General features: G+C 64.3%; 22 protein-coding genes and 1 pseudogene. 17 read left to right on the top strand and 6 right to left on the bottom strand.

The genetic code is table 11. The features are described 5' to 3' along the window. Window positions 1–36: 36 nt before the first annotated feature. Both F455_RS0112260 and F455_RS0112255 read left to right on the top strand, forming a co-directional pair. Window positions 37–960 carry a M14 family metallopeptidase gene (locus F455_RS0112260; protein WP_018973588.1) on the top strand — a complete coding sequence of 308 codons (924 nt, stop codon included), beginning with the start codon at window positions 37–39 and terminating at the stop codon, window positions 958–960. Window positions 961–1,017: 57 nt separating this feature from the next. Next, window positions 1,018–1,935 (top strand): dienelactone hydrolase family protein, encoded by a 918-nt coding sequence (locus tag F455_RS0112255; protein WP_018973587.1) that lies wholly within the window; start codon window positions 1,018–1,020, stop codon window positions 1,933–1,935. A 55-nt stretch (window positions 1,936–1,990) separates the two neighbouring features. Here the strand turns inward: F455_RS0112255 and F455_RS23475 are convergent, their stop codons facing one another. Further along, complete coding sequence (locus F455_RS23475) at window positions 1,991–2,686, bottom strand: energy transducer TonB (protein ID WP_083918933.1); 696 nt, start codon at window positions 2,684–2,686, stop codon at window positions 1,991–1,993. 181 nt (window positions 2,687–2,867) lie between these two features. Here F455_RS23475 and F455_RS23470 point away from each other — a divergent pair, with 181 nt between their 5' ends. Both F455_RS23470 and F455_RS21595 read left to right on the top strand, forming a co-directional pair. Continuing rightward, on the top strand, window positions 2,868–3,176 hold the full coding sequence (locus tag F455_RS23470) for a hypothetical protein (RefSeq protein ID WP_245539987.1): 309 nt from the start codon (window positions 2,868–2,870) through the stop codon (window positions 3,174–3,176). Further along, complete coding sequence (locus F455_RS21595; RefSeq protein ID WP_245539986.1) at window positions 3,173–3,562, top strand: C1 family peptidase; 390 nt, start codon at window positions 3,173–3,175, stop codon at window positions 3,560–3,562. The genes F455_RS23470 and F455_RS21595 overlap by 4 nt, the downstream gene beginning before the upstream one ends. Window positions 3,563–3,589: 27 nt before the next feature. Here F455_RS21595 and F455_RS0112240 read toward each other — a convergent pair whose 3' ends face one another. Genes F455_RS0112240 through F455_RS20720 form a run of 3 tightly spaced genes read right to left on the bottom strand, consistent with a single transcriptional unit; the run spans window position 3,590 to window position 4,897 of the window. Beyond that, complete coding sequence (locus F455_RS0112240; RefSeq protein WP_018973585.1) at window positions 3,590–3,979, bottom strand: MmcQ/YjbR family DNA-binding protein; 390 nt, start codon at window positions 3,977–3,979, stop codon at window positions 3,590–3,592. A gap of 31 nt (window positions 3,980–4,010) precedes the next feature. Then, entirely contained in the window at window positions 4,011–4,370 is a 360-nt protein-coding gene (locus tag F455_RS0112235) for a hypothetical protein (protein WP_018973584.1), read from the bottom strand. Continuing rightward, on the bottom strand, window positions 4,367–4,897 hold the full coding sequence (locus F455_RS20720; protein ID WP_051084186.1) for a bactofilin family protein: 531 nt from the start codon (window positions 4,895–4,897) through the stop codon (window positions 4,367–4,369). Before F455_RS20720 ends, F455_RS0112235 begins: the two co-directional genes overlap by 4 nt. Before the next feature lie 225 nt (window positions 4,898–5,122). On the opposite strand from F455_RS20720, the gene thpR reads away from it, so the two are divergent. Continuing rightward, on the top strand, window positions 5,123–5,704 hold the full coding sequence (gene thpR / locus F455_RS0112225) for an RNA 2',3'-cyclic phosphodiesterase (RefSeq protein WP_018973582.1): 582 nt from the start codon (window positions 5,123–5,125) through the stop codon (window positions 5,702–5,704). Window positions 5,705–5,842: 138 nt separating this feature from the next. On the opposite strand, the gene F455_RS0112220 is transcribed toward thpR, so the two are convergent. Next, window positions 5,843–6,322: a VOC family protein gene (locus F455_RS0112220; protein ID WP_018973581.1), complete on the bottom strand. Its 480-nt coding sequence runs from the start codon at window positions 6,320–6,322 to the stop codon at window positions 5,843–5,845. Window positions 6,323–6,434: 112 nt separating this feature from the next. Then, entirely contained in the window at window positions 6,435–7,742 is a 1,308-nt protein-coding gene (locus F455_RS0112215) for a metal-dependent hydrolase family protein (protein WP_018973580.1), read from the bottom strand. 230 nt (window positions 7,743–7,972) lie between these two features. Here F455_RS0112215 and F455_RS22070 point away from each other — a divergent pair. The 12 genes and pseudogenes from F455_RS22070 to F455_RS0112155 form a co-directional block, all read left to right on the top strand. Next, window positions 7,973–8,659 (top strand): annotated as a pseudogene (locus F455_RS22070) (glycine zipper 2TM domain-containing protein); the annotation flags it as partial. Window positions 8,660–8,893: 234 nt separating this feature from the next. Then, window positions 8,894–10,594 (top strand): M28 family metallopeptidase, encoded by a 1,701-nt coding sequence (locus F455_RS0112205; protein ID WP_018973578.1) that lies wholly within the window; start codon window positions 8,894–8,896, stop codon window positions 10,592–10,594. A 241-nt stretch (window positions 10,595–10,835) separates the two neighbouring features. After that, window positions 10,836–11,894 carry a diguanylate cyclase gene (locus F455_RS0112200; protein WP_169337334.1) on the top strand — a complete coding sequence of 353 codons (1,059 nt, stop codon included), beginning with the start codon at window positions 10,836–10,838 and terminating at the stop codon, window positions 11,892–11,894. Between the two features lie 115 nt (window positions 11,895–12,009). Then, window positions 12,010–12,585 (top strand): hypothetical protein, encoded by a 576-nt coding sequence (locus F455_RS0112195; RefSeq protein WP_018973576.1) that lies wholly within the window; start codon window positions 12,010–12,012, stop codon window positions 12,583–12,585. Window positions 12,586–12,865: 280 nt separating this feature from the next. Then, on the top strand, window positions 12,866–13,648 hold the full coding sequence (locus tag F455_RS0112190) for an N-formylglutamate amidohydrolase (protein WP_018973575.1): 783 nt from the start codon (window positions 12,866–12,868) through the stop codon (window positions 13,646–13,648). 43 nt (window positions 13,649–13,691) lie between these two features. Continuing rightward, window positions 13,692–14,156 carry a VOC family protein gene (locus tag F455_RS0112185; protein ID WP_018973574.1) on the top strand — a complete coding sequence of 155 codons (465 nt, stop codon included), beginning with the start codon at window positions 13,692–13,694 and terminating at the stop codon, window positions 14,154–14,156. 43 nt (window positions 14,157–14,199) lie between these two features. Further along, window positions 14,200–14,682: a hypothetical protein gene (locus F455_RS0112180; RefSeq protein WP_018973573.1), complete on the top strand. Its 483-nt coding sequence runs from the start codon at window positions 14,200–14,202 to the stop codon at window positions 14,680–14,682. Between the two features lie 2 nt (window positions 14,683–14,684). Beyond that, window positions 14,685–14,963, top strand: coding sequence for a GNAT family N-acetyltransferase (locus F455_RS0112175; protein WP_018973572.1), 279 nt, complete (start codon window positions 14,685–14,687; stop codon window positions 14,961–14,963). Then, complete coding sequence (locus F455_RS0112170) at window positions 14,960–15,421, top strand: OsmC family protein (RefSeq protein WP_018973571.1); 462 nt, start codon at window positions 14,960–14,962, stop codon at window positions 15,419–15,421. Before F455_RS0112175 ends, F455_RS0112170 begins: the two co-directional genes overlap by 4 nt. 78 nt (window positions 15,422–15,499) lie before the next feature. Further along, complete coding sequence (locus F455_RS0112165; RefSeq protein WP_018973570.1) at window positions 15,500–16,927, top strand: M20/M25/M40 family metallo-hydrolase; 1,428 nt, start codon at window positions 15,500–15,502, stop codon at window positions 16,925–16,927. 135 nt (window positions 16,928–17,062) lie between these two features. After that, a complete protein-coding gene (locus F455_RS0112160; protein ID WP_018973569.1) occupies window positions 17,063–17,578 on the top strand; it encodes a DUF1993 domain-containing protein in 516 nt (171 codons plus the stop codon). A 134-nt stretch (window positions 17,579–17,712) separates the two neighbouring features. Then, window positions 17,713–18,801, top strand: a complete 1,089-nt coding sequence (locus F455_RS0112155; protein ID WP_018973568.1) for a sterol desaturase family protein — start codon at window positions 17,713–17,715, stop codon at window positions 18,799–18,801. The last annotated feature ends 17 nt before the right edge of the window (window positions 18,802–18,818 follow it).

Genomic DNA, 18,818 nt, shown 5'->3' with positions numbered 1-18,818 from the left:
AAAGTTCGCGGTTCATTGCATCCGCGAGCGAACGTTGTGAATCCTTCGACAATCCATTCCATAGGCACGCCCGGTCAGCCCTGGGGCCAGGCCGAAAAAACCCTCTGGCTGTCGCGCCAGGCGCGCAAGCGCAGTTACGAAACCGATGTGCTCAGCGTCGTCGACCACCTGCGCGATCGCTTCGACGTGGTCGAGTACGGTCGCCTCGACTATGCGCCCGAATCGTTCCCGCTGTTTGCGATCCGCAGCCGCGGCTGGCGCGAGGACCTTCCCTACGCGCTGGTCACCGGTGGCGTGCACGGTTACGAGACCAGCGGTGTGCATGGCGCGTTGCAATTCGTCGACATGCATGCGGCGGACTATGCCGGCCGCGTCAACCTGCTTATTGCGCCGTGCATCAGCCCTTGGGCATATGAGCGTATCCATCGCTGGAATCCGCTCGCGATCGATCCGAACCGTTCGTTCCGCGAAAACAGCCCGGCGCCCGAATCCGCAGCGCTGCTGAAGCTCATCGCGCCGCTGCGCGATCGCTTCCTCGTGCATGTCGATCTGCACGAGACCACCGACAGTGACGAATCCGAATTCCGCCCGGCACTGGCCGCGCGCGACGGCAAGCCATTCGAGCCCGAGGGCATTCCGGACGGGTTCTATCTGGTCGACGACAGCGAGCGCCCGCAGCCCGCATTTCAGAAGGCGATCATCGAAGCGGTAGCGAAGGTCACGCATATCGCACCGGCGGATGCGAAGGGCGAGATCATCGGCTCGCGCGTGACCTCGCCGGGCGTGATCGAATACGCGTTGAAGAAACTCGGCCTTTGTGCGGGCGTCACCAATGCGGCGTACAAGACCACCACCGAGGTCTATCCCGACAGCCCACGCGCAACGCCCGAGCAATGCAACGCCGCGCAGGTGGCGGCCGTGCGCGCGGCGCTCGACTACGCGCTCGCACACGGCGGGTAAAATAGAAAAGAATCAGGTTCATTCGATTCGCCAAGCCGACACGAAGGCAGGCTCTCTATGACAACTCTTCCACGCAAGACGGTCGACGATTTCGATCCCGAAGTGTTGCGCCTGTTCGACCAGTATGTGCACGGCGTGATCGATCGACGCGCTTTTCTCGGCTCCGCGGCGCGCTTTGCCGTCGGCGCGACGACGGCCGTCGGGCTGCTCGAAGCGCTGAGCCCGCAATTCGCCGCCGCGCAGCAGGTCAAGCCGGACGACTCGCGGCTGTCGGCGAAGTACATCGAGTTTCCCTCGCCCAAAGGCTACGGCCACGCGCGCGGCTATCTGGCGAAGCCGGCCAAGGCGCGCGGACCACTGCCCGTGGTTTTGGTCGTGCACGAGAACCGCGGCCTCAATCCGCACATCGAGGACGTGGTGCGTCGGCTTGCACTGGAGAATTTCATCGCCTTCGCGCCGGACGCACTGTTTCCGCTCGGCGGCTATCCGGGCGACGAGGACAAGGCGCGCGCCGAGTTCGCCAAGCTCGACCAGACGAAGACGCGCCAGGATTTTCTCGCCGCGGCGCAGATGCTGCGCGGCGGCGACGGCAGCAACGGACGCATGGGCGCGGTCGGATTCTGCTACGGGGGCGGCATCGTCAATTTCCTCGCGACGCAGTTGCCGGATCTTGCCGCGGCCGCACCGTTCTACGGCACCGCTCCGCCGACGGAAGACGTGGCCAGGATCAAGGCTGAAATGCTGATCGTGCTGGCTGCCAACGACGAACGCGTCAATGCGGGCTGGCCGGCTTACGAGGGCGCACTGAAACAGGCCGGCGTTCGCTACGCATTGTACCAACCCGCGGGAACGCAGCACGGATTCAACAACGACACCACACCGCGTTACGACGAGAACGCGGCGCACGAAGCCTGGAAGCGCACCTTGGCGCTGTTTGAACGCAACTTGCGCAAGACCGCGGTCAAGGCGAGCTAGCGCAAGCACCGGGGCCCGCGGATGCGAACCCCGGCGTCAATGCGGTTGTGCGTACTCAATCGCCGAGGCGGTAGCTCACCGGCACCTCGACGCTCGCGACCACGGGCTGGCCGTTGTGCAGCGCAGGTTCGAATTTCCAGTGGCGTACTTCGTTCATCGCTGCGCGGTCGAGCGTGAACGACCCGCTGCGGCGCACGACCTGCGCGTCGCTGACGTGGCCCGCGACATCGACCTTGGCCAGCACGACGACCGTGCCCTGCTGACGCTCGCGCAACGCCGGCGCCGGGTAGGCTGGCTTGGGATGAGTAAGCAGCGCGACGCTGCGCTCGGACGGCGTCATCGCGGAACGCGTGGCCTGCGGAGTCACTTTGGCCAGCATCGTGCGATTCGTGGGCTTGGCTCGCGTCGTGCGTTTCACGGCAGCCTTGTCGGCGGTCGCAGCATCGTTTGAAGCCGGCTTGGCCGCGTCGTTTGCGGCGCTGGCGGGTTGCTGCGCGGTATCGCTTTCCCCCTGGGCGGCAGTTGCCGACGATGGTTCCTCCGGCCGAGTCCAGGCGATGGTGGCGCTGGGCAACGCTTCGGATCCGTCGCTCAATGCTTCCTTCTGGCCTTGATGGTAGAAAAACCAGGCGTTCGCGGCGAACGCCACGGCGACCAGTGCCACGATGGTCAAGGGAGACAAACCTGTGCGCGGGGCGTTGCCTTCGCGCGTGGCGTTCACTCGCACTGCGGATTGTTCGGATTGAGCCATGATTGCAACTCCTCTCGTCGCGGGCCCCCTGCGAGCGAGCTTGGCACGTTCGTGGCGACCCGGCGTTTGGATTTCGTTATCGTTGCAGATATGTTCAGCTGCAGTTCGCAAAGCGCGTTTGACAGCGTGAGAAGCGCAGAGTAAATCACTCGCATCGGTTTTCTCGACAAGGAGCCGCGTCGTGAAGAAGTCCACGCCCACCACGCAGCGCAAGCAGGCGCGCTACGGCTGGATTCCCGATCTGCCCGACCAGCGCGATCAGTTTTACGGCGCTGTGTACAAGGTGGCGAAGAAGCTGCCGGCCAAAATCGATCTGCGCGTGCAATGTCCGCCGGTAGAAGATCAGGGCCAACTCGGAAGTTGCACTGCCAATGCGCTCGTGGGCGCGCTCGAATTCCTCGAACTCAAGGAACAGCAGCCCTTCGCCGCGACGGCATCAAGACGCTGGCCAAACAAGGCGTATGCCCCGAAGCGACATGGCCGTACGTGATCAGGCAGTTCAAGAAAAAGCCGACACCGACGTGCTACACGCTGGCGCTCAAGCACACGATTACGAGCTATCAGCGCCTGTCGACGACCGACGAAATGCGCTCCTGCCTCGCCGATGGTTATCCGTTCGTGTTCGGTTTTACCGTCTACGAAAGCTTCGAATCGCAGACGGTTGCAAATACCGGTGTCGTCAACCTGCCGAAGAGGAGCGAACGCGTCGTCGGCGGCCACGCGGTCTGCGCGGTCGGTTATGACGATGCGAAGCAGCGCTTCATCGCGCGCAATTCGTGGGGCACGGATTGGGGCATGAAAGGCTACTTCACGATGCCGTATGCGTATCTCGCCGACCGCAATCTCTCCGACGATTTCTGGACGGTGAGAAAGTAGCGCAAGGAATACTGCGGCGCGGTTCGATCAAGTTCGGGCGTCGGCGCGGAGTCGCGCGGCCAGCGCTTTGGGCGCCTGGGTCAGCCAAGCCTGCTGCAGCAGTTCGCGCAGTTCCGTCTTGCCGATTTTTTCGAGTCGCACGAGCACGGCGGGGAAACCGTCATAGTGCGGCTCGGTGAAGAATTTGTCCGTGTCGGCCATCAGCAGGATTTCCTTGGCGTCGAGGCCGGCGACGCGCACGGCAAGCACGCTCGGATTCGGCACGCGTGGCTTCTTCGGCTCGATGCGCTCCAGCCAGACCCAGCAGAAGCCCTTGTATTTCGCGCCGTGGCGCACTTCGAAGGCGAAATGGCCTTGCTTCTCGGTCGTTTCGGGAAACGAGAGCGCGATCCTGCGGACGTCGGCTTGCGTGGCCATGCGTGCATGCTCGCACGCACGCGCAACTCGCTCAATGTCGCGTGCGCTTGCCCGCGGTGGGCGTCATCTCGACGCTCAGCGTGAACGCGCGCAATTCGTCGGGCTGGATCGCGCCGACGCCGACGAGACGCCGCGCGATTTCCTCGCCGCGCTCGTTGCGAATCGTCAGCACCATCGAGTATTCCCAGGCACTGCCCTCGCTGTTGCGGAAACTGCCCTCGACGCGCAGCGGCGTGAGCGTGGCGGCTTGCGCCTCGCCCGCGGCCGGACCCACGCCGAAGCGCAGGTGATGCTTGCACGATGGGCAGACCGTCGCGCTTTCGAGGATGGTCTCCCGGCAGTGCGGACAACTGCGCGTCGCGCCGGGCAGGCCCGCGCGCGCGCTGCTCACGAGGCCGAACCGTTCGTCGGCTTATGCGTGGAGGATTTTTCGTCGCCCCAACCAAACTCGGCGTGACCGCGCATGCGCGAGCCAGCGGCCACGGTGAGCGTGCCGGCCTTGAGATCGCCAGTCAATGCACCGCTCTGAGTCAACTCGACGTGCGCGGCCGCGTCGATGTTGCCGACGAGTTCACCCGCGATGATGACTTTTTCCGCGCGCACGCTGCCGGTGACGTTGGCGCGCGGGTCGATGGTCAAGTCGCCGTGCACGTTGATGTCGCCCTTGAAGCGGCCGGCGACGCGCACGTGGCCGGCGCCTTCGATCTTGCCCTCGATCGCGATGTCAGGTGCGATGAGCGACTCGGATTTCTCCGCCGCGCGCGTCTGCGTACGCACAGGTGCCGCTGCGGCTACGGGCGTTGCGGCCTCGGGCTTAGTCTCGGGTCCTGGCGGGACTTCGAAACGCGCCGGGGTGACGGGGTCCGGCGGAAATCCGGGGGTGGGGGATTGCTTGGTCGGTTCTTTCCACAGTGCCATGGGGCGCTCCTGGTCGATGTGCGATGTCGTCCCGCAGCGGTACGCAACGATCCCCTGCGCTGCCGGAACGGCAAGAGTACGCGATCGCAACCAAGAAAAACGGAACTTTTCGTTAAAAATCCCCTTTTTGATCGGGTACTTGCGCATTGTTCCGAACCCTTGGCTCATCAATTGGCGAGATTCGATTCGGCATAATGCTTGCCTTCAATTTCGGGAATTCGGTGCATGTCGGATCAGCTGTCGTTGGGTGGTTTCGCCGCTGCGGTGCCGACCGACCGCTTGTTCTTTGCCGTCTTTCCCGACGCGGCTGCAGGCGAGGCGATTGCGCGTCTGGCGCAAGACATAGGCCGACAGCATGGCTTGCGCGGTACACCGCTGAAGCGCGAGCGCCTGCACATTACGTTGCATCATCTCGGCGACTATGTCGGCCTGCCCGCGGCCGTGATCGAGCAGGCGCAGCGCGCGGCCGCGCAGGTCGTTGCGACGGCGTTCGAGGTCGCGTTCGATCGCGTGAAGAGTTTCGCCGGCCGTGCAGAAAAGAAACCCTGCGTGCTGCTCGGCGCGGAAGGCGATACACCTTTGCAGCGCTTGCGCGGGCAGCTCGGCGAACGTCTGATCCAGGCCGGTCTGGGCAAGCAGGTGACGCGCGAGTTCACACCGCACGTGACGCTGCGTTACGAACGCATTCTCGTGCCGGAACAATCGGTCGCGCCGATCGCGTGGACGGTTCGCGAATTCGCGCTCGTGCACAGTCTGCTCGGCAAGACCGAGCATCGCATCCTGCAGCACTGGGCGCTGTCCGCTTGAGATCGCCGGCGCAACTCACGCGCCGGTTTCTCGGCGCCGCAGCTGCGAGGCGGGCGCGGTAGCGACGCTTCGCTGGCCTGGTCTGCCATCGCAGACGGCGCAAGTATGCGCGGGGATCATCTTGCCCCCGCGTTTTATCTACTGAGCTGCGCGGCGCAGCGTCTCGATGTCGATCTTCTTCATCTGCATCATCGCCTGCATCGCCTTAGGGTGCGCGATCAACTCGGCCATGTTTGCCGGCACGACTTGCCAGGACAATCCGAACTTGTCCTTGAGCCAGCCGCATTGCTGCGCGGAGGCGTCGCCGCCGGCACTGAGAGCGTCCCAGTAGCGGTCGATTTCGGCCTGCGTTTCGCAACTGATGACGAACGACACCGCGGGCGTGAAACTGAATATGGGGCCGCCGTTGAGGGCGACGAAATCGTGACCGTCGAGATTGAACGCGATCGTCATGACCGCGCCTTCGCTTTGCCCGCAGGCCTGGGCCGAGGCCTTGTCGTAGCGCGCGGTCTTGCCGATCGCGGAATTCGGAAAGATGGCGACGTAGTAGTTCGCCGCTTCCTCGGCCTGGCTTGCGAACCATAGAAACGGAGTGATGCGCTGGAAACGGGTGCTCATGTCGTTCTCTCCTTGCGTTGCGGTGGCAGCGAAGAGCGCCGCGCTGGTGCGACGACGCTCCCTTTGACCAAGCGACGAGCGAGCAAGTGCGAAATCGACATCGCCCAGCGAATCAGTCCATACGCACCGTCTGGCCGTGCTTGACCACGAGCAGCGGTTTTTCCGTGGCGCGGATGTTCTTCAGAACGTCGCCGGGCACGGCGACGACGTCAGCGTACTTGCCTGCTTCGAGCGTGCCGGTGTCGGCGTCGATGCCGAGCAATTTGGCCGAACCTATGCTGCTCGTCATCAGCGCCGCGGCGGGCGCCATGCCGAGGGCGACGAGGTCGCCGAATTCCTCGGCATTCTTGCCGTGTGGATAGACCGCGGCATCGGTGCCGAATGCCATCAGCACGCCGATCTTGAGTGCGTTCTTCATCATTTCCGAATGCGCGGTCGCCGCGGCGCGCGCCTTGGCGGCGATCTTCGGCGGATACGTGTCGGCCTTGGCCAGCACCCATTCCTGGGTCATGCGCGTCGGCGTGAGGTAAACACCTTTCTGCTTCATCAGTTGCAGCGTGTCGGGCTTGAGAAAGCTGCCGTGTTCGATCGAATCGACGCCCGCTTCGATCGCGAGCTTGGCGGCGAGATCGCCATGGCAGTGTGCGGCGACCTTGCGCCGCCAGGCATGCGCTTCGGACATGATCGCCTTCAGTTCGTCGGGCGTGAGCTGTGGCACGTCGACCGGATCGGCCTCAGAAAGTACGCCACCCGAGGCACAGATCTTGATCACGTCGGCGCCGAACTTCATCTGTTCGCGCACCGCCTGGCGGCACGATTCGGGGCCGTTGCACACGCCTTCGAGCGGACCGGGTTCTTTCATACGATCGGGCGGGATCGGCGAGCCGTCGCAGTGGCCACCCGTGGAGCCGATCGCATGCGCGGCGACGAGCATGGTCGGGCCTTCGGCCAGATGCTGGTTGATCGCGTTGCGCAGCGCGACGTCGACGAAATCGGCGGCGCCGACCTCGCGCACCGTGGTCACGCCCGCGCGCAGTGTCGCGCGCGCGTTGCGCTCGGCGTGGAACGACTGCTCGACCGGAAAACGCAGCATGTCCTCGTAGAAACCCTGCGCCCAATTGTCGTTGTGGTCGGAAGCGATGTGCGTGTGCGCGTCGATGAAACCGGGCAGCAAGGTCGCATCACCGAGATCGATCACCTTGGCATCGGCCGGGATCGCCGCATTGGCGCCGATCGCGGTGATGCGCTCACCCTGGATGACGACGGTGCCCGGCGAGACCAGTGTGCCGCTGCGTCCGTCGAACAGGTGTGCGGCCTTGAGCACGAGCGGCTTCGGTGCAGGCGCGGCAGCGGGTGCCTGCGCGTGCGCGGACAGGGCGAGCAGCAAGCCTGCGGCAAGCGACGCGATACGGTGCTTCATTTCTTTTGTCTCCCCATTGATAGTGGCGGGCAAGTATAGGTGTATCGCAGCGCGTGGCGGGGGTGCCATTCGCCATGGAGGCGACGGGACCGGGTCGTGTCCGTGCGGTGTGTGCGAGCATTTCGCGTGCCTGTTTTTTGCACGGAAATCAATCGTCGGTGCGCCGGGTTTTTCAGCGACCGTACACGTCTGCGCACTACCATCGACCATGCAGGGGTTAGGAGAGTGCCATGATCGTGTCCCCATTCGTTCCGTCGAAGCAGTTCGCCGGTGTGTTGTCCTGTGCGCTGGCCACGATGCTGACGGCATGCAGCGGCTCGTCGCCGAACAATGCGGCGCAGAGCGCGCCCGCGCCTGCGCAAAATCCGCCGCCCGCGCAGCAGCCGCCGCCGGCGCCACAGCAGTCAATGTCGGTGGCAGACTTGACCGCGCCGAACGCAGCGCCGCCACCCGCCAATGCCGGCACCAATCCATCGCCGCCCGCGCAGCAGTCGATGCCGCCACAGGGCGCGTTGCCTTCCGCAGGTTATGCACCGCATCCGGGCAACGGCGGCGCGCCGCCGCCTCCAGTGCAGGAAGGTGCCGAATACGCGCAGGTGATCAGCGTGACGCCGTTGAACGGGCCGCAGCAGGTATGCAGCGACCAGACCGTGACCGAGCGGCGCCGTCCATCAGACGATCATCAGGTTGCCGGCACCGTCATCGGTGCGATCGCCGGTGGCGTCATCGGCAACCAGTTCGGCCGTGGCAACGGACGCAAGCTGACCACGGTGGCCGGCGCGGTCGGCGGCGGCATCGCCGGCAAGAAGATCCAGGAAGCGCATCAGGAAGGCGATACCGTCACGCGCGTGGTCAAGCGCTGCCGCACCGTCACGCCAGGCAAGGACTCGCCGCAGCTGTTCGATGTGGTTTACGCCTACCAGGGGCAGAATCTGCACGCGAAGCTCGACTACGATCCGGGCAGCCGCATCGCGTTGCCGGTGCGCAGCCTGCAATGAGCCTGCCCTTCAAGCTGCTGCTGCGCTCGCCCGGCTTGGGTAGGATCGGGTCTTCGCTCGCTGTGCTGTGAGAACAGGCTCTGGGGCATGTCATGTGGACGCTCCCGCGACGTGCGGACTATCATCGCCGTCCGCTTGACTAATCGGAGCGTCATGAAAACCCTGCTTGCATCGGCCATCGCCGTGGCCATTTTCTCCGTGGCCGGTTGCACCACGAATTCCGCGACCAAACCGGCCGCCGTATCGGAGGCGAAATCGGCCTACGTACCCAAATTCGATCCGAAGTTGCTTTCGGCCGAAGTGAAGACGCTTGCCTCCGACGAGTTCGAAGGCCGTGGTCCGGCGACGCCGGGCGAGACGAAGACGGTCGCCTACGTGATCGAGCAGATGAAAGGCGCCGGGCTTGCACCCGGCGGCGAGCTCAAGGACGGCAAGCGCGAATGGACGCAGCCGGTGCCGCTGCTGCGCGCCGAGATCAAGGGCGCGCCGAAGCTGACGTTCAACGTCGGCGGCAAAGCAAAGAAGCTGACCCAAGGCAGCGAGATCTCGGTGCGTGCGCCGCTCGACGGCGCCAAATCGGTGGTGATCGCGAAGGCGCCCGTCGTGTTCTGCGGTTATGGCGTGAGCGCGCCTGAGCGCAACTGGGACGACTTCAAGGGTATCGACCTCAAGGGCAAGATTGCCGTGGTGCTGATCAACGATCCGGATTTCGAAACCGGCGTCGGCGATTTTGGCGGCAAGGCGATGACCTACTACGGCCGCTGGACCTACAAGTACGAGGAGGCCGCACGCCGCGGCGCGACGGGCCTCTTGATCGTGCACGAGACCGATCCCGCCTCGTACGGCTGGGCGACCGTGAAGAACTCGAACACCAACGTGCAGTTCGACGTCGTCCGGCAGGATCCGTCGGAGACGCATCCAAAGCTCGAAGGCTGGATCCAGCGCGATCTCGCCGTGTCGCTGCTGAAGGGCTCGGGCTTCGACTTCGACAAGCTGAAGAAGCAGGCGCAGACGCGCGAGTTCAAGCCGGTGACGCTCAAGAACACGACGTTCTCGGCGAGCTACCAGGTCGACTCGAGCGTGATCACTTCGCAGAATGTGGTCGGTCGCATCGAAGGCGCGAAGCATCCAGACGAGACGATCATCTACAGCGCGCACTGGGATCATCTCGGCGTAGGCGCACCCGATGCGAAGGGCGACAAGATCTACAACGGTGCGGTCGACAATGCGACCGGCACCGCGGCGCTGATCGAACTCGGCCGCGCGTTTGCGCAAGGCCCCAAGCCCGAGCGCTCGGTGCTGTTTCTCAATGTCACCGCGGAGGAGAAGGGCCTGCTCGGTTCGGAGTACTACGCGTCCAAGCCGCTGTATCCGCTGGCGACGACGGTAGCCGACATCAACATGGATGCGCTCGATCCGATGGGTCCGGCGAAGAACTGGTCGCAATCGGGCAATGCAAGCTCGGAACTGCTCGACGAAGCCAAGGCGCAGGCGAAGGCGGCAGGTCTCTCCTTCACGGCAGATCCGCATCCCGAGGCCGGACATTTCTTCCGCTCCGACCATTTCGGCTTCGCCAAGCGTGGCGTGCCGGCATTTTCGTGGGAGTCGGGCAACGATCTCGTCGACGGCGGCCTCGAAGCGGGCGAGAAGTATCGCAAGGAATACACTGCGAATCGCTACCATCAGCCGGCCGACCAGTGGGAGCCGACCTGGACCTTTGTCGGCATGAGCCACGATCTCGGCGTGCTTTATCAGCTCGGCAGCAAACTCGCGAACTCGCGCCTGTGGCCGAACTGGGCTTCCGATTCGGAATTCCGCGCCACGCGCGATGCGACGGCAGGCGACAGAAAGTAACGCGGCAGGTCAGTTTCGGTCACCACCAACGGCGCGCACCGGATGTCGGTGCGCGCCGTTTTTTTTGCCCTCTTCGCGCAAAGCGCCGACTTGCCGGATCGGGCCCAAGCGCTGCGCACCGCAGCGGGCAGCGGCTTGTGCCAATGCCGCATCTTTTGCCACGGCACGGGACTTGCTTGAGCTGGTACAGATGCCCATTCCCGTCACCCCGGCCGTTCGCTTTTCGACACATGATCCTTCGATGACTGCACCCCTACCCGAAGCTGCCAGGTTCATCAGCCACGAGCGGCAGTTGGTCAGGCGAATGTATCCGCTGCGCATCCTCGGGCTGGCGGCGGGATTTCTCTGCGTCGCCGGCGTCCTCTACGTCAATGGTGCGAGCCGGGTCACTTGGGCCTTGTTGATCGCAAACGGTTTTCTCTGGCCGCACCTCGCGCGCTGGATCGCGATGCACGCGCGCTCGCCGCGCAAGGCCGAGTTGCGCAATCTCGTGATCGATTCGGTGCTGGGCGGCATCTGGATCGCGCTGATGCAGTTCAACCTGCTGCCGAGCGCGTTGTCGTCGGTGATGCTTGCGTTCGATCGGCTCAGCCTCGGCGGGCCAAGACTGCTCGCGCGCGCGTTCGCCGGACAGGTGCTGGGCTGCCTCGCCGCAGTGCTCGTGTTCGGCTTCAGCCTCAAGCCGACGACGACCATGTTCGAGATCGCGATGACCTTGCCGTTGTTGATCGTCTATCCGCTCGTCATCGGCTGCGTGAACTACCGGCTCGTGCGCACGGTCAGCCGGCAGAACCGGCGCCTGGCGCAGTTGAATCGCGTCGACGGTCTGACCGGCCTGCTCAATCGCGGCAGCTGGGAGGACCGGGCGGTGGAAATCCTGCGCCGGCACCAGCGTCTCGGCTTGCCAGCGGCGCTGCTGATGATCGATATCGATCATTTCAAGCGGATCAACGACGAGCACGGGCACCTGACCGGCGACGAGGTGATCCGCGCCGTCGCCGGCATCATCCGCCGTTGCACCCGCGACGTCGACATTCCCGGTCGCTACGGTGGCGACGAGTTCGCGATCGTCCTTGTCCAGACCAATGCCGAAATGGCGAGACTGGTCGCCGAGCGCATCCGCCTCAACGTGCTCGCCGGCGAGCCCGACGGCATTCCGGTGTCGATGTCCACCGTCAGCATCGGCGTCGCCACGAACGAGGCGGGCATGAACGATGCTCGCGCCTGGGTCAAGCGCGCCGATGTCGCGCTGCTCGAGGCCAAGGCTGCCGGCCGCGACCGCGTCGCCATCGCGCACTGAGAACCTGTGCAAAGCGTAGCGCGGTAGTTGCACACAGATTCTGATCGGCGCCGCCGATAGGCTGCATTCATCGACATATGCAGATACTCTGCGCGGGATTTTTCGCGGAGCGCAGATGAAATTTTTCCTTGCGGGATGGCTCGGCCTCGCCGTTGCAATGCAGGCGCACGCCGACGCGCGCAGCGAAGTGCAGCGCGCTTTCGAGCAGGTCGTCGATAGCGGTGGCTTTCGCGGCTATGCGCAAGGCCACGTGTTCGGCCCAGCGCTGCCGGCGATGGCGGGCGAGATCGAAGTCGTGTTCCCGGACCGCATCCATGCGAGCACCGATCAGATGGAATTCGTCACGATCGGTGAGCGCGCCTGGCTGAACACGCTCGGCGTATGGACCGCGGTCGACCGCTCACTCGTGCCGGTGACGGCGTTCGACATGGCGGCGATGCGCCGGGCGATCGCTTCGATCCGTGACGCGCGCGTCGCGTCAGCGTCGAAGACGAACCAGTGTGCGGCGCAGGTCTACCGTTTCCGTGCCAGCGGCAAGCTGCCCGGCGCCAGCGCCGACGGTGACCTGCGTGCGTGGATATGCGACGGCAGCGGCCGTCTCGCGCGCCTCGAGGCAACCGATGCACGCAGCGGCGAGCGCGTGATCCTCGATCTCGACTGGTCGCGCCGACCTAGCGTGCGCGCGCCGTAGGATTAGGGCCTGTTAACGCTATCGAGATAGGCCACGCCGCGCTTGAGCGCGTGCGGGGCAAGGAAGAACGAGGGAGTTTATGTCGATAAATGACCGAGTGATGACGCCGCAGCGCGCGCGCTCAAGCGCGGCCCTTCGGGTTGCCATGTCCGGCCGCCATGCGGCTGCGCGCGGCTTGAACAGGCGGCCAGCCTGTCGCTGCGCCGCGCACAACCACCTGACAGCCGGACACGACAACGTGACCTGTCTCGATAGCGTTAACAGGTCCTAGCGGCTGCGCATGACCGAGACCCTGCCACCGCTGCTGGCAGCCGACGAGCCGCCATCGTATTCGATCGAAAACGCTCATGGCGCGTCGCCGTTCTTCTTCACCTGCGACCATGCCGGGCGGCGCATTCCGTCCGCGCTCGGCGACCTTGGGCTCGGCGAGCGCGAGTTGCAACGACATATCGCCTGGGACATTGGCGCGGCCGGAGTGATGTCGCGGCTCGCCGCGCGCCTCGATGCGTTCGCGATCGCGCAGACGTATTCGCGCCTCGTCGTCGACTGCAACCGCCCGCTCGAGTCGCCGACCCTGATCACGCCGCACAGCGAACGCACCGATGTCCCCGGCAACGAAAGCCTGTCTGCAGCGCAGCGGCAGCAGCGCATCGATGCCGTGTTCCGCCCGTACCATGCGCGTATCGAGGCCGAACTCGACGCGCGCCGCAGCGCCGGCCGGCCGACGATTCTCGTCACGGTGCACAGCTTCACCCCGGTCTACCTCGATGTGGCGCGGCCGTGGCAGGTCGGCATCCTCTATCACCGCGACGCGCGCCTCGCGCATGCGCTGCTGCGTCTGATCCGCGCCGAAGGCGAGTGGGTGGTCGGCGACAACGAGCCGTACTCGGTCAGCGACACGAGCGACTACGCGATCCCGGTTTATGGCACGCAACGCGGCCTCGCCAACGTCGAACTAGAAATCCGCCAGGACCTGATCGCGGAAGCCGACGGCCAGGCTGCATGGGCCGAGCGCGTCGCCGCGTGGCTGCCGAAGGCAGGTTCCGCTGCCGGATTGCTTTGAGCGAACAGGGTATGATTGAAAAGCGTCTCGAAGAGGACATCGCATGCCGGTGAAACCCATTCCCGACGGCTATCACAGCGTCAGCGCCTACCTCATCGTCGACGATGCCGCGAAGGCGATCGATTTCTACGCTCGCGCTTTCGGCGCGCGCGAACTCTATCGCCTGACCATGCCGGACGGCGGCATCGGCCACGCCGAAATCGAAATCGGCGACACGCGCGTGATGCTCGCGGACGAAGCGCCGCAGCGCAATGTGAAGAGCCCGCGCACGCTCGGCGGGTCCAGCGTGCATCTGGTGATGTATCTGGCCGATGCCGGCGCGGCGGTGAAGCAGGCGCTCGCCTCAGGCGCGACCGAGACACGACCGCTGCAGACGCAGTTCTACGGCGATCGTTCCGGCACGGTCACCGATCCGTTCGGCCATGTGTGGACACTGGCGACGCACGTCGAGGACGTGTCCAGTGAGGAAATGCAGCGTCGCCTCGACGAGATGATGAAAAGCGCTTAGCGATCAGCAAGAAATTTGTCTGTACTTTGAAGCGGAGTGCGCTATGGACAATGGCATAAGCGATTCCACAGTTCGGTTTCTCTTGCGCGCGCTTGTGCTCGTTTTGCTGCCTGTGGCATTCGCGATGGCGCAGCCAGCGGCCAGCATCGCGTTCTCGCCGGTTCCTGATACGAACAACGTGTTCAAGGCGCAACTTTCCTATTACTGTCCGGCGGATGCGACGACGAATTTTCAGCGATCCGGGTCCAGCATCGCGATCGTGACCTTCGGCAACTGCCTGGCGATCCCTCCCCCGGGTCCGGCTTACACGCAGCCAATCATCAGGCTCGACCCGCTCCCGCCGGCGACGTATCAGGTCACCTGGGCGGAGAACCTGGTCGATACCATTCCAATTTTGGCGACGGCATCACTCACGGTAAACGGGCCGCTGCTCGGTGCCCCGCTGCTAGGGCTGCTGGGAGGCTTGACGAGTGTGATATTGCTGATCCTGTTCGGCACCATTGCACTGAAAGAGAGGAGAGGCTAGCTATGGCAGAAGACATCATCGACAACCGCGCACGCAATCGCTACGAACTCAGCGTCGACGGCGTCATCGCGCATGTCGACTACGCGCGCAAGCCCGGCGTGATCACCTTCATCCACACGATCGTGCCCGAGCAGCTTGCAGGCCGGGGCATCGGCTCGAAGCTTGCGCAATACGTGCTCGAGGACGCGCGCCGCAACGGCGAAAAAATCATTCCACAGTGTCCGTTCATCGCGGCCTACCTCAAGCGGCACAAGGAATATCAGGACCTGGTGTTGGCATGAGCAGCGTGCATTTCGATCCGCCCGACGTCGTTTCGGGCACGGTCGTCGTCGCCGAGACGGGGGAGGGCAAGTTCACCCAGATCCTGCTCGACGGCCGGCATGCGCTCGCCGCGGACGAGCCGGTCGATGTCGGTGGTAACGACACCGGGCCGGGGCCGTACGAGCTGCTGCTCATGTCGCTCGGCGCCTGCACCTCGATGACGCTGCGCTTGTATGCGGCGCGCAAGCAGATGCCGCTCGATCGCGTGATCGTGCGGCTCACCCATGCCAAGCGTTACTTCGACGACTGCAAGGACTGCGGTGACAAGCCGGTCATGCTCGACCACATCGAGCGCGAGATCGAACTCGTCGGCGGCTTGAGCGAAGAACAGCGCGCGCGCCTGCTCGAGATGGCCGACAAGTGCCCGGTGCATCGCACGTTGACCTCGAAGATCGTCATCGACACACGGATTAAATAAAAGTAACGCGCCCAAGGGTTGATCTTGGCGAATCCTCGTTGCAACCTTGGGAGTTCACGCCCAAGTCGAGGAATCTGCATGCGCGCCATCGTCCGATCGCTGTCTCTTTCCGTCGCTGTTGCCAGCGCATTGTTCGCAGGGCAGGGCCGCGCGCAGGCGCCTGCCGCGGATGAAGCCGCGTTCCGCGATCTTTACAAGCAACTCGTCGAGATCAACACGACGCGTTCGGTCGGCAGTTGCACGCAGGCGGCGGAAGCGATGCAGGCGCGGCTCGTCGCAGGCGGCTTCGCCAAGGGCGATACGCAGGTTCTCGTGCCACCCGATCGGCCGAAAGACGGCAATCTGACCGCGATTCTGCATGGCAGCGACAAGCTTGCCAAGCCGATTCTTCTGCTTGCGCATATCGACGTCGTCGAAGCCAAGCGCGAGGACTGGGAGCGCGACCCGTTCAAGCTGGTCGAGGAGAACGGCTGGTTCTACGCGCGCGGCTCGAGCGACGACAAGGCGATGGCGGCGTCGTTCACCGACAACCTGATCCGCTACAAGAAGTCGGGATTCGTGCCGAAGCGCAGCATCAAGCTAGCCCTGACCTGCGGCGAGGAAACGCCGGACACGTTCAATGGCGTCAAGTGGCTGATCCAAGCGCATCCCGAAGCGCTCGATGCCGCGTTCGCGCTCAACGAGGGCGCGGGCGGCGAGCTGGACAAGGACGGCAAGCACGTGGCGCTGCAGATTCAGGCCGGCGAGAAGGTGTATCAGGACTTCCAGCTCGACGCGACCGACGTCGGCGGCCACAGCTCGCGGCCGACGCACAACAACCCAATCGCGCGGCTGGCGAAGGGGCTGGAGAAATTGTCGACGTACAACTTTCCGGTCGCGTTCAACCAGGCGACCAAAGGCTACTACGAGGCGGAGTCGAAACTGTTGTCGCCGGACATCGGCACGCAGATGCGCGCGGTGCTGGCCAATCCGAACGACGATGCGGCGATCGAAAAGCTCTGGGCGATCAATCCGGGCTGGAACAGCATGCTGCGCACGACCTGCGTGGTCACCGAAATCAACGGCGGTCATGCGCCGAATGCGTTGCCGCAGCACGTCAGCGCCAATGTGAACTGCCGCATCCTGCCCGGCGTGCCGGTCGAGGACGTGCGCAAGCAGATCGCGAGCGTCATGGGCGACGACAAGATCTCGGTCAAGATGGTCGGCGATCCGGGATTGCAGAGCCCGCCGCCGCCGCTTTCCGAGAAGATTATGGAGCCGGTGCGCAAGATTTCCGAATCGATGTGGCCGGGCACCGCGATCGTGCCGACGATGTCGACCGGCGCTACTGATGGTCGTTTCCTCAACGCGGCCGGCGTGCCGACCTATGGTCTGTCCGGCATGTTCCATGACGCCGAGGGCAGCCGCGCGCACGGCCTCAACGAGCGCATCCGGGTCAAATCGCTGATGGACGGGCGCAAGTTCCTCTACGAGGTCGTGAAGATCTACGCAAACAGCGCGAATTGAAGCCGCCGTCGGCAGGCGCCGCGTTTGATCCGAGGCCGGCCGCGTAACGGGCCGGCTTCGTTGTTGCAGCAGAACTTTTTCTATGCCGCGTGCGAGAATGCGCGCTGTCTTGTTTTTCGCGACCCAAGGATGCCCATGTCCATTTCCGTCCACGATATTCTCGTTCCCACCGTGAACCGCGTGTTCGCCAACACGCTCGTGCTGCTGAAGAAGGCGGAGGCCTTTGCCGCGGCGAAGAAAATCGACGTGGGCGTGTTGCTCAATTCGCGCCTCGCTGCGGACATGTTTCCGCTGATCAAGCAGGTGCAGATCGCCTCGGATACGGTCAAGGCCGCGGCGGGACGCCTCAGCGGTACCGAGACTCCCTCGTTCGCCGACACCGAGGCGACGTTGCCCGAGCTCGAGGCGCGCATCAACAAGACGCTCGAATTCATCAACAGCATCCCCGCGGCGAAATACGCCGGTGCCGAGTCGCGCGACATCGTCGTGCCGCGCCGTTCCGGCGACCTGCATACCAAGGGCCTGCCGTACCTGCTGCACTTCGTGCTGCCGAACTTCTACTTCCACGTGACCGCGCTGTACGCGATCCTGCGCCACAACGGCGTCGAGATCGGCAAGAACGACTTCCTTGGCAAGTTCGACAACGCCTGAGGCGGGGCGAGCCGGGATCGAGGCGGTGGCCTGAGTTCAGGTCGGCCTGTAGCGGACGCACCTGCTTCAGCCTGGCTTGATGGCCGCCGTGGCACAATCGGCCCTGTCTCAACGCCGCAAGCGCCACGCGCAACATGTTCGAAGCCATCGCACAATTCTGGTCGGGTCTGGTCGCGTGGACCAGCGCCTACGTCGTCGTGCCGGTGCTGTCGTTCCTGCACGTCGACCGTCTCATGGGCGATCCGAACGATATCGCTGCGGCGGTGCTGATCGCCTTCCTCCAGCTCGCGATCATCTCGTGCATCTTCCGCCCACTGGAGACGTTCGCGCCGGCCGAAGCGTGGACGGACCGCAAGCTGACGCGGATCGATCGCAGCTTCACCCTGCTGATGGTGCTCGGCCTCAACCCGCTGTTCGCCTTTCTCGTGCTGACGCCGTTCGCCAATTTCTTCGGTGGCGGCGCGGATGTCGGTGCCAGCGCGGAGCCGAGCGGCGGTCTGCTGAGCTTCGTGCCCGGCATCGATGCGCATCCGTACCTTGCGTTCTTCCTCTACTACATCGTCTACGATCTGACCTACTACTGGATGCACCGCGCCCAGCACGCGATTCCGTGGTGGTGGGCGCTGCACAGCATGCACCACAGCCAGCGCCAGATGAATTGCTGGACCAACGACCGCGGCAGCTATCTGGACGGCGTGATGCAGTCCCTCGTGCTCGCCTCGGCGGGCCTGCTCATGGGGGTCGATGCCGCCCAGTTCGCCTTGCTCGAGCTGGTCAGCGAGCTCGTGCAGAATTTCTCGCACACGAACACGCGCATCGGGTTCGGTCGCATCTTCGAGCGCGTCTTCGTCGGCCCGATCTTTCATCGCTTGCACCACATGCGCGTGGATCCCTCGCGACCGAATCTGCACAACTGCAACTTCGGCCAGGTGCTGTCGGTCTGGGATAATCTGTTCGGCACGGCGCTCTACGGCGAACCCCCGCGCCCGACCGGCGTCGGCGATCCGACCGTCGATGCCGACAACGGCCGCGGCGTGATCGCGATGCAATGGGGTGCGCTCAGGCGTTTCTGGGGTGCCGTGCGCAGCGTCGAGGGCTGGAAGCTGCAGGAAGTCGCGTTCGAGGACAAGACGTTCAAGCCGATTCCGGTCAGTCATGTCGACCTGCATGCGTTCGACCCGCATCCGCTGGAAGCCGCGACCGAGCGTACGTCCGCGGCCTGACTTGGCCATGCGCGCTC

The organism is Rudaea cellulosilytica DSM 22992 (genome assembly GCF_000378125.1).
GTDB classification, from domain to species: domain Bacteria; phylum Pseudomonadota; class Gammaproteobacteria; order Xanthomonadales; family Rhodanobacteraceae; genus Rudaea; species Rudaea cellulosilytica.
The sequence above is the reverse complement of the archived record's forward strand: the minus strand, read 5'-3'. Positions and strand labels throughout refer to the sequence as shown.

Bases quoted from the DNA above. Each gene is read 5' to 3' on its own strand.
- F455_RS0112255 (WP_018973587.1), top strand. From the start codon at position 1,018: ATGACAACTCTTCCACGCAAGACGGTCGACGATTTCGATCCCGAAGTG.
- F455_RS23475 (WP_083918933.1), bottom strand. From the start codon at position 2,686: ATGGCTCAATCCGAACAATCCGCAGTGCGAGTGAACGCCACGCGCGAA.
- F455_RS0112240 (WP_018973585.1), bottom strand. From the start codon at position 3,979: ATGGCCACGCAAGCCGACGTCCGCAGGATCGCGCTCTCGTTTCCCGAA.
- F455_RS20720 (WP_051084186.1), bottom strand. From the start codon at position 4,897: ATGGCACTGTGGAAAGAACCGACCAAGCAATCCCCCACCCCCGGATTT.
- thpR (WP_018973582.1), top strand. From the start codon at position 5,123: ATGTCGGATCAGCTGTCGTTGGGTGGTTTCGCCGCTGCGGTGCCGACC.
- F455_RS0112220 (WP_018973581.1), bottom strand. From the start codon at position 6,322: ATGAGCACCCGTTTCCAGCGCATCACTCCGTTTCTATGGTTCGCAAGC.
- F455_RS0112215 (WP_018973580.1), bottom strand. From the start codon at position 7,742: ATGAAGCACCGTATCGCGTCGCTTGCCGCAGGCTTGCTGCTCGCCCTG.
- F455_RS0112205 (WP_018973578.1), top strand. From the start codon at position 8,894: ATGAAAACCCTGCTTGCATCGGCCATCGCCGTGGCCATTTTCTCCGTG.
- F455_RS0112200 (WP_169337334.1), top strand. From the start codon at position 10,836: ATGACTGCACCCCTACCCGAAGCTGCCAGGTTCATCAGCCACGAGCGG.
- F455_RS0112195 (WP_018973576.1), top strand. From the start codon at position 12,010: ATGAAATTTTTCCTTGCGGGATGGCTCGGCCTCGCCGTTGCAATGCAG.
- F455_RS0112190 (WP_018973575.1), top strand. From the start codon at position 12,866: ATGACCGAGACCCTGCCACCGCTGCTGGCAGCCGACGAGCCGCCATCG.
- F455_RS0112185 (WP_018973574.1), top strand. From the start codon at position 13,692: ATGCCGGTGAAACCCATTCCCGACGGCTATCACAGCGTCAGCGCCTAC.
- F455_RS0112180 (WP_018973573.1), top strand. From the start codon at position 14,200: ATGGACAATGGCATAAGCGATTCCACAGTTCGGTTTCTCTTGCGCGCG.
- F455_RS0112175 (WP_018973572.1), top strand. From the start codon at position 14,685: ATGGCAGAAGACATCATCGACAACCGCGCACGCAATCGCTACGAACTC.
- F455_RS0112170 (WP_018973571.1), top strand. From the start codon at position 14,960: ATGAGCAGCGTGCATTTCGATCCGCCCGACGTCGTTTCGGGCACGGTC.
- F455_RS0112165 (WP_018973570.1), top strand. From the start codon at position 15,500: ATGCGCGCCATCGTCCGATCGCTGTCTCTTTCCGTCGCTGTTGCCAGC.
- F455_RS0112160 (WP_018973569.1), top strand. From the start codon at position 17,063: ATGTCCATTTCCGTCCACGATATTCTCGTTCCCACCGTGAACCGCGTG.
- F455_RS0112155 (WP_018973568.1), top strand. From the start codon at position 17,713: ATGTTCGAAGCCATCGCACAATTCTGGTCGGGTCTGGTCGCGTGGACC.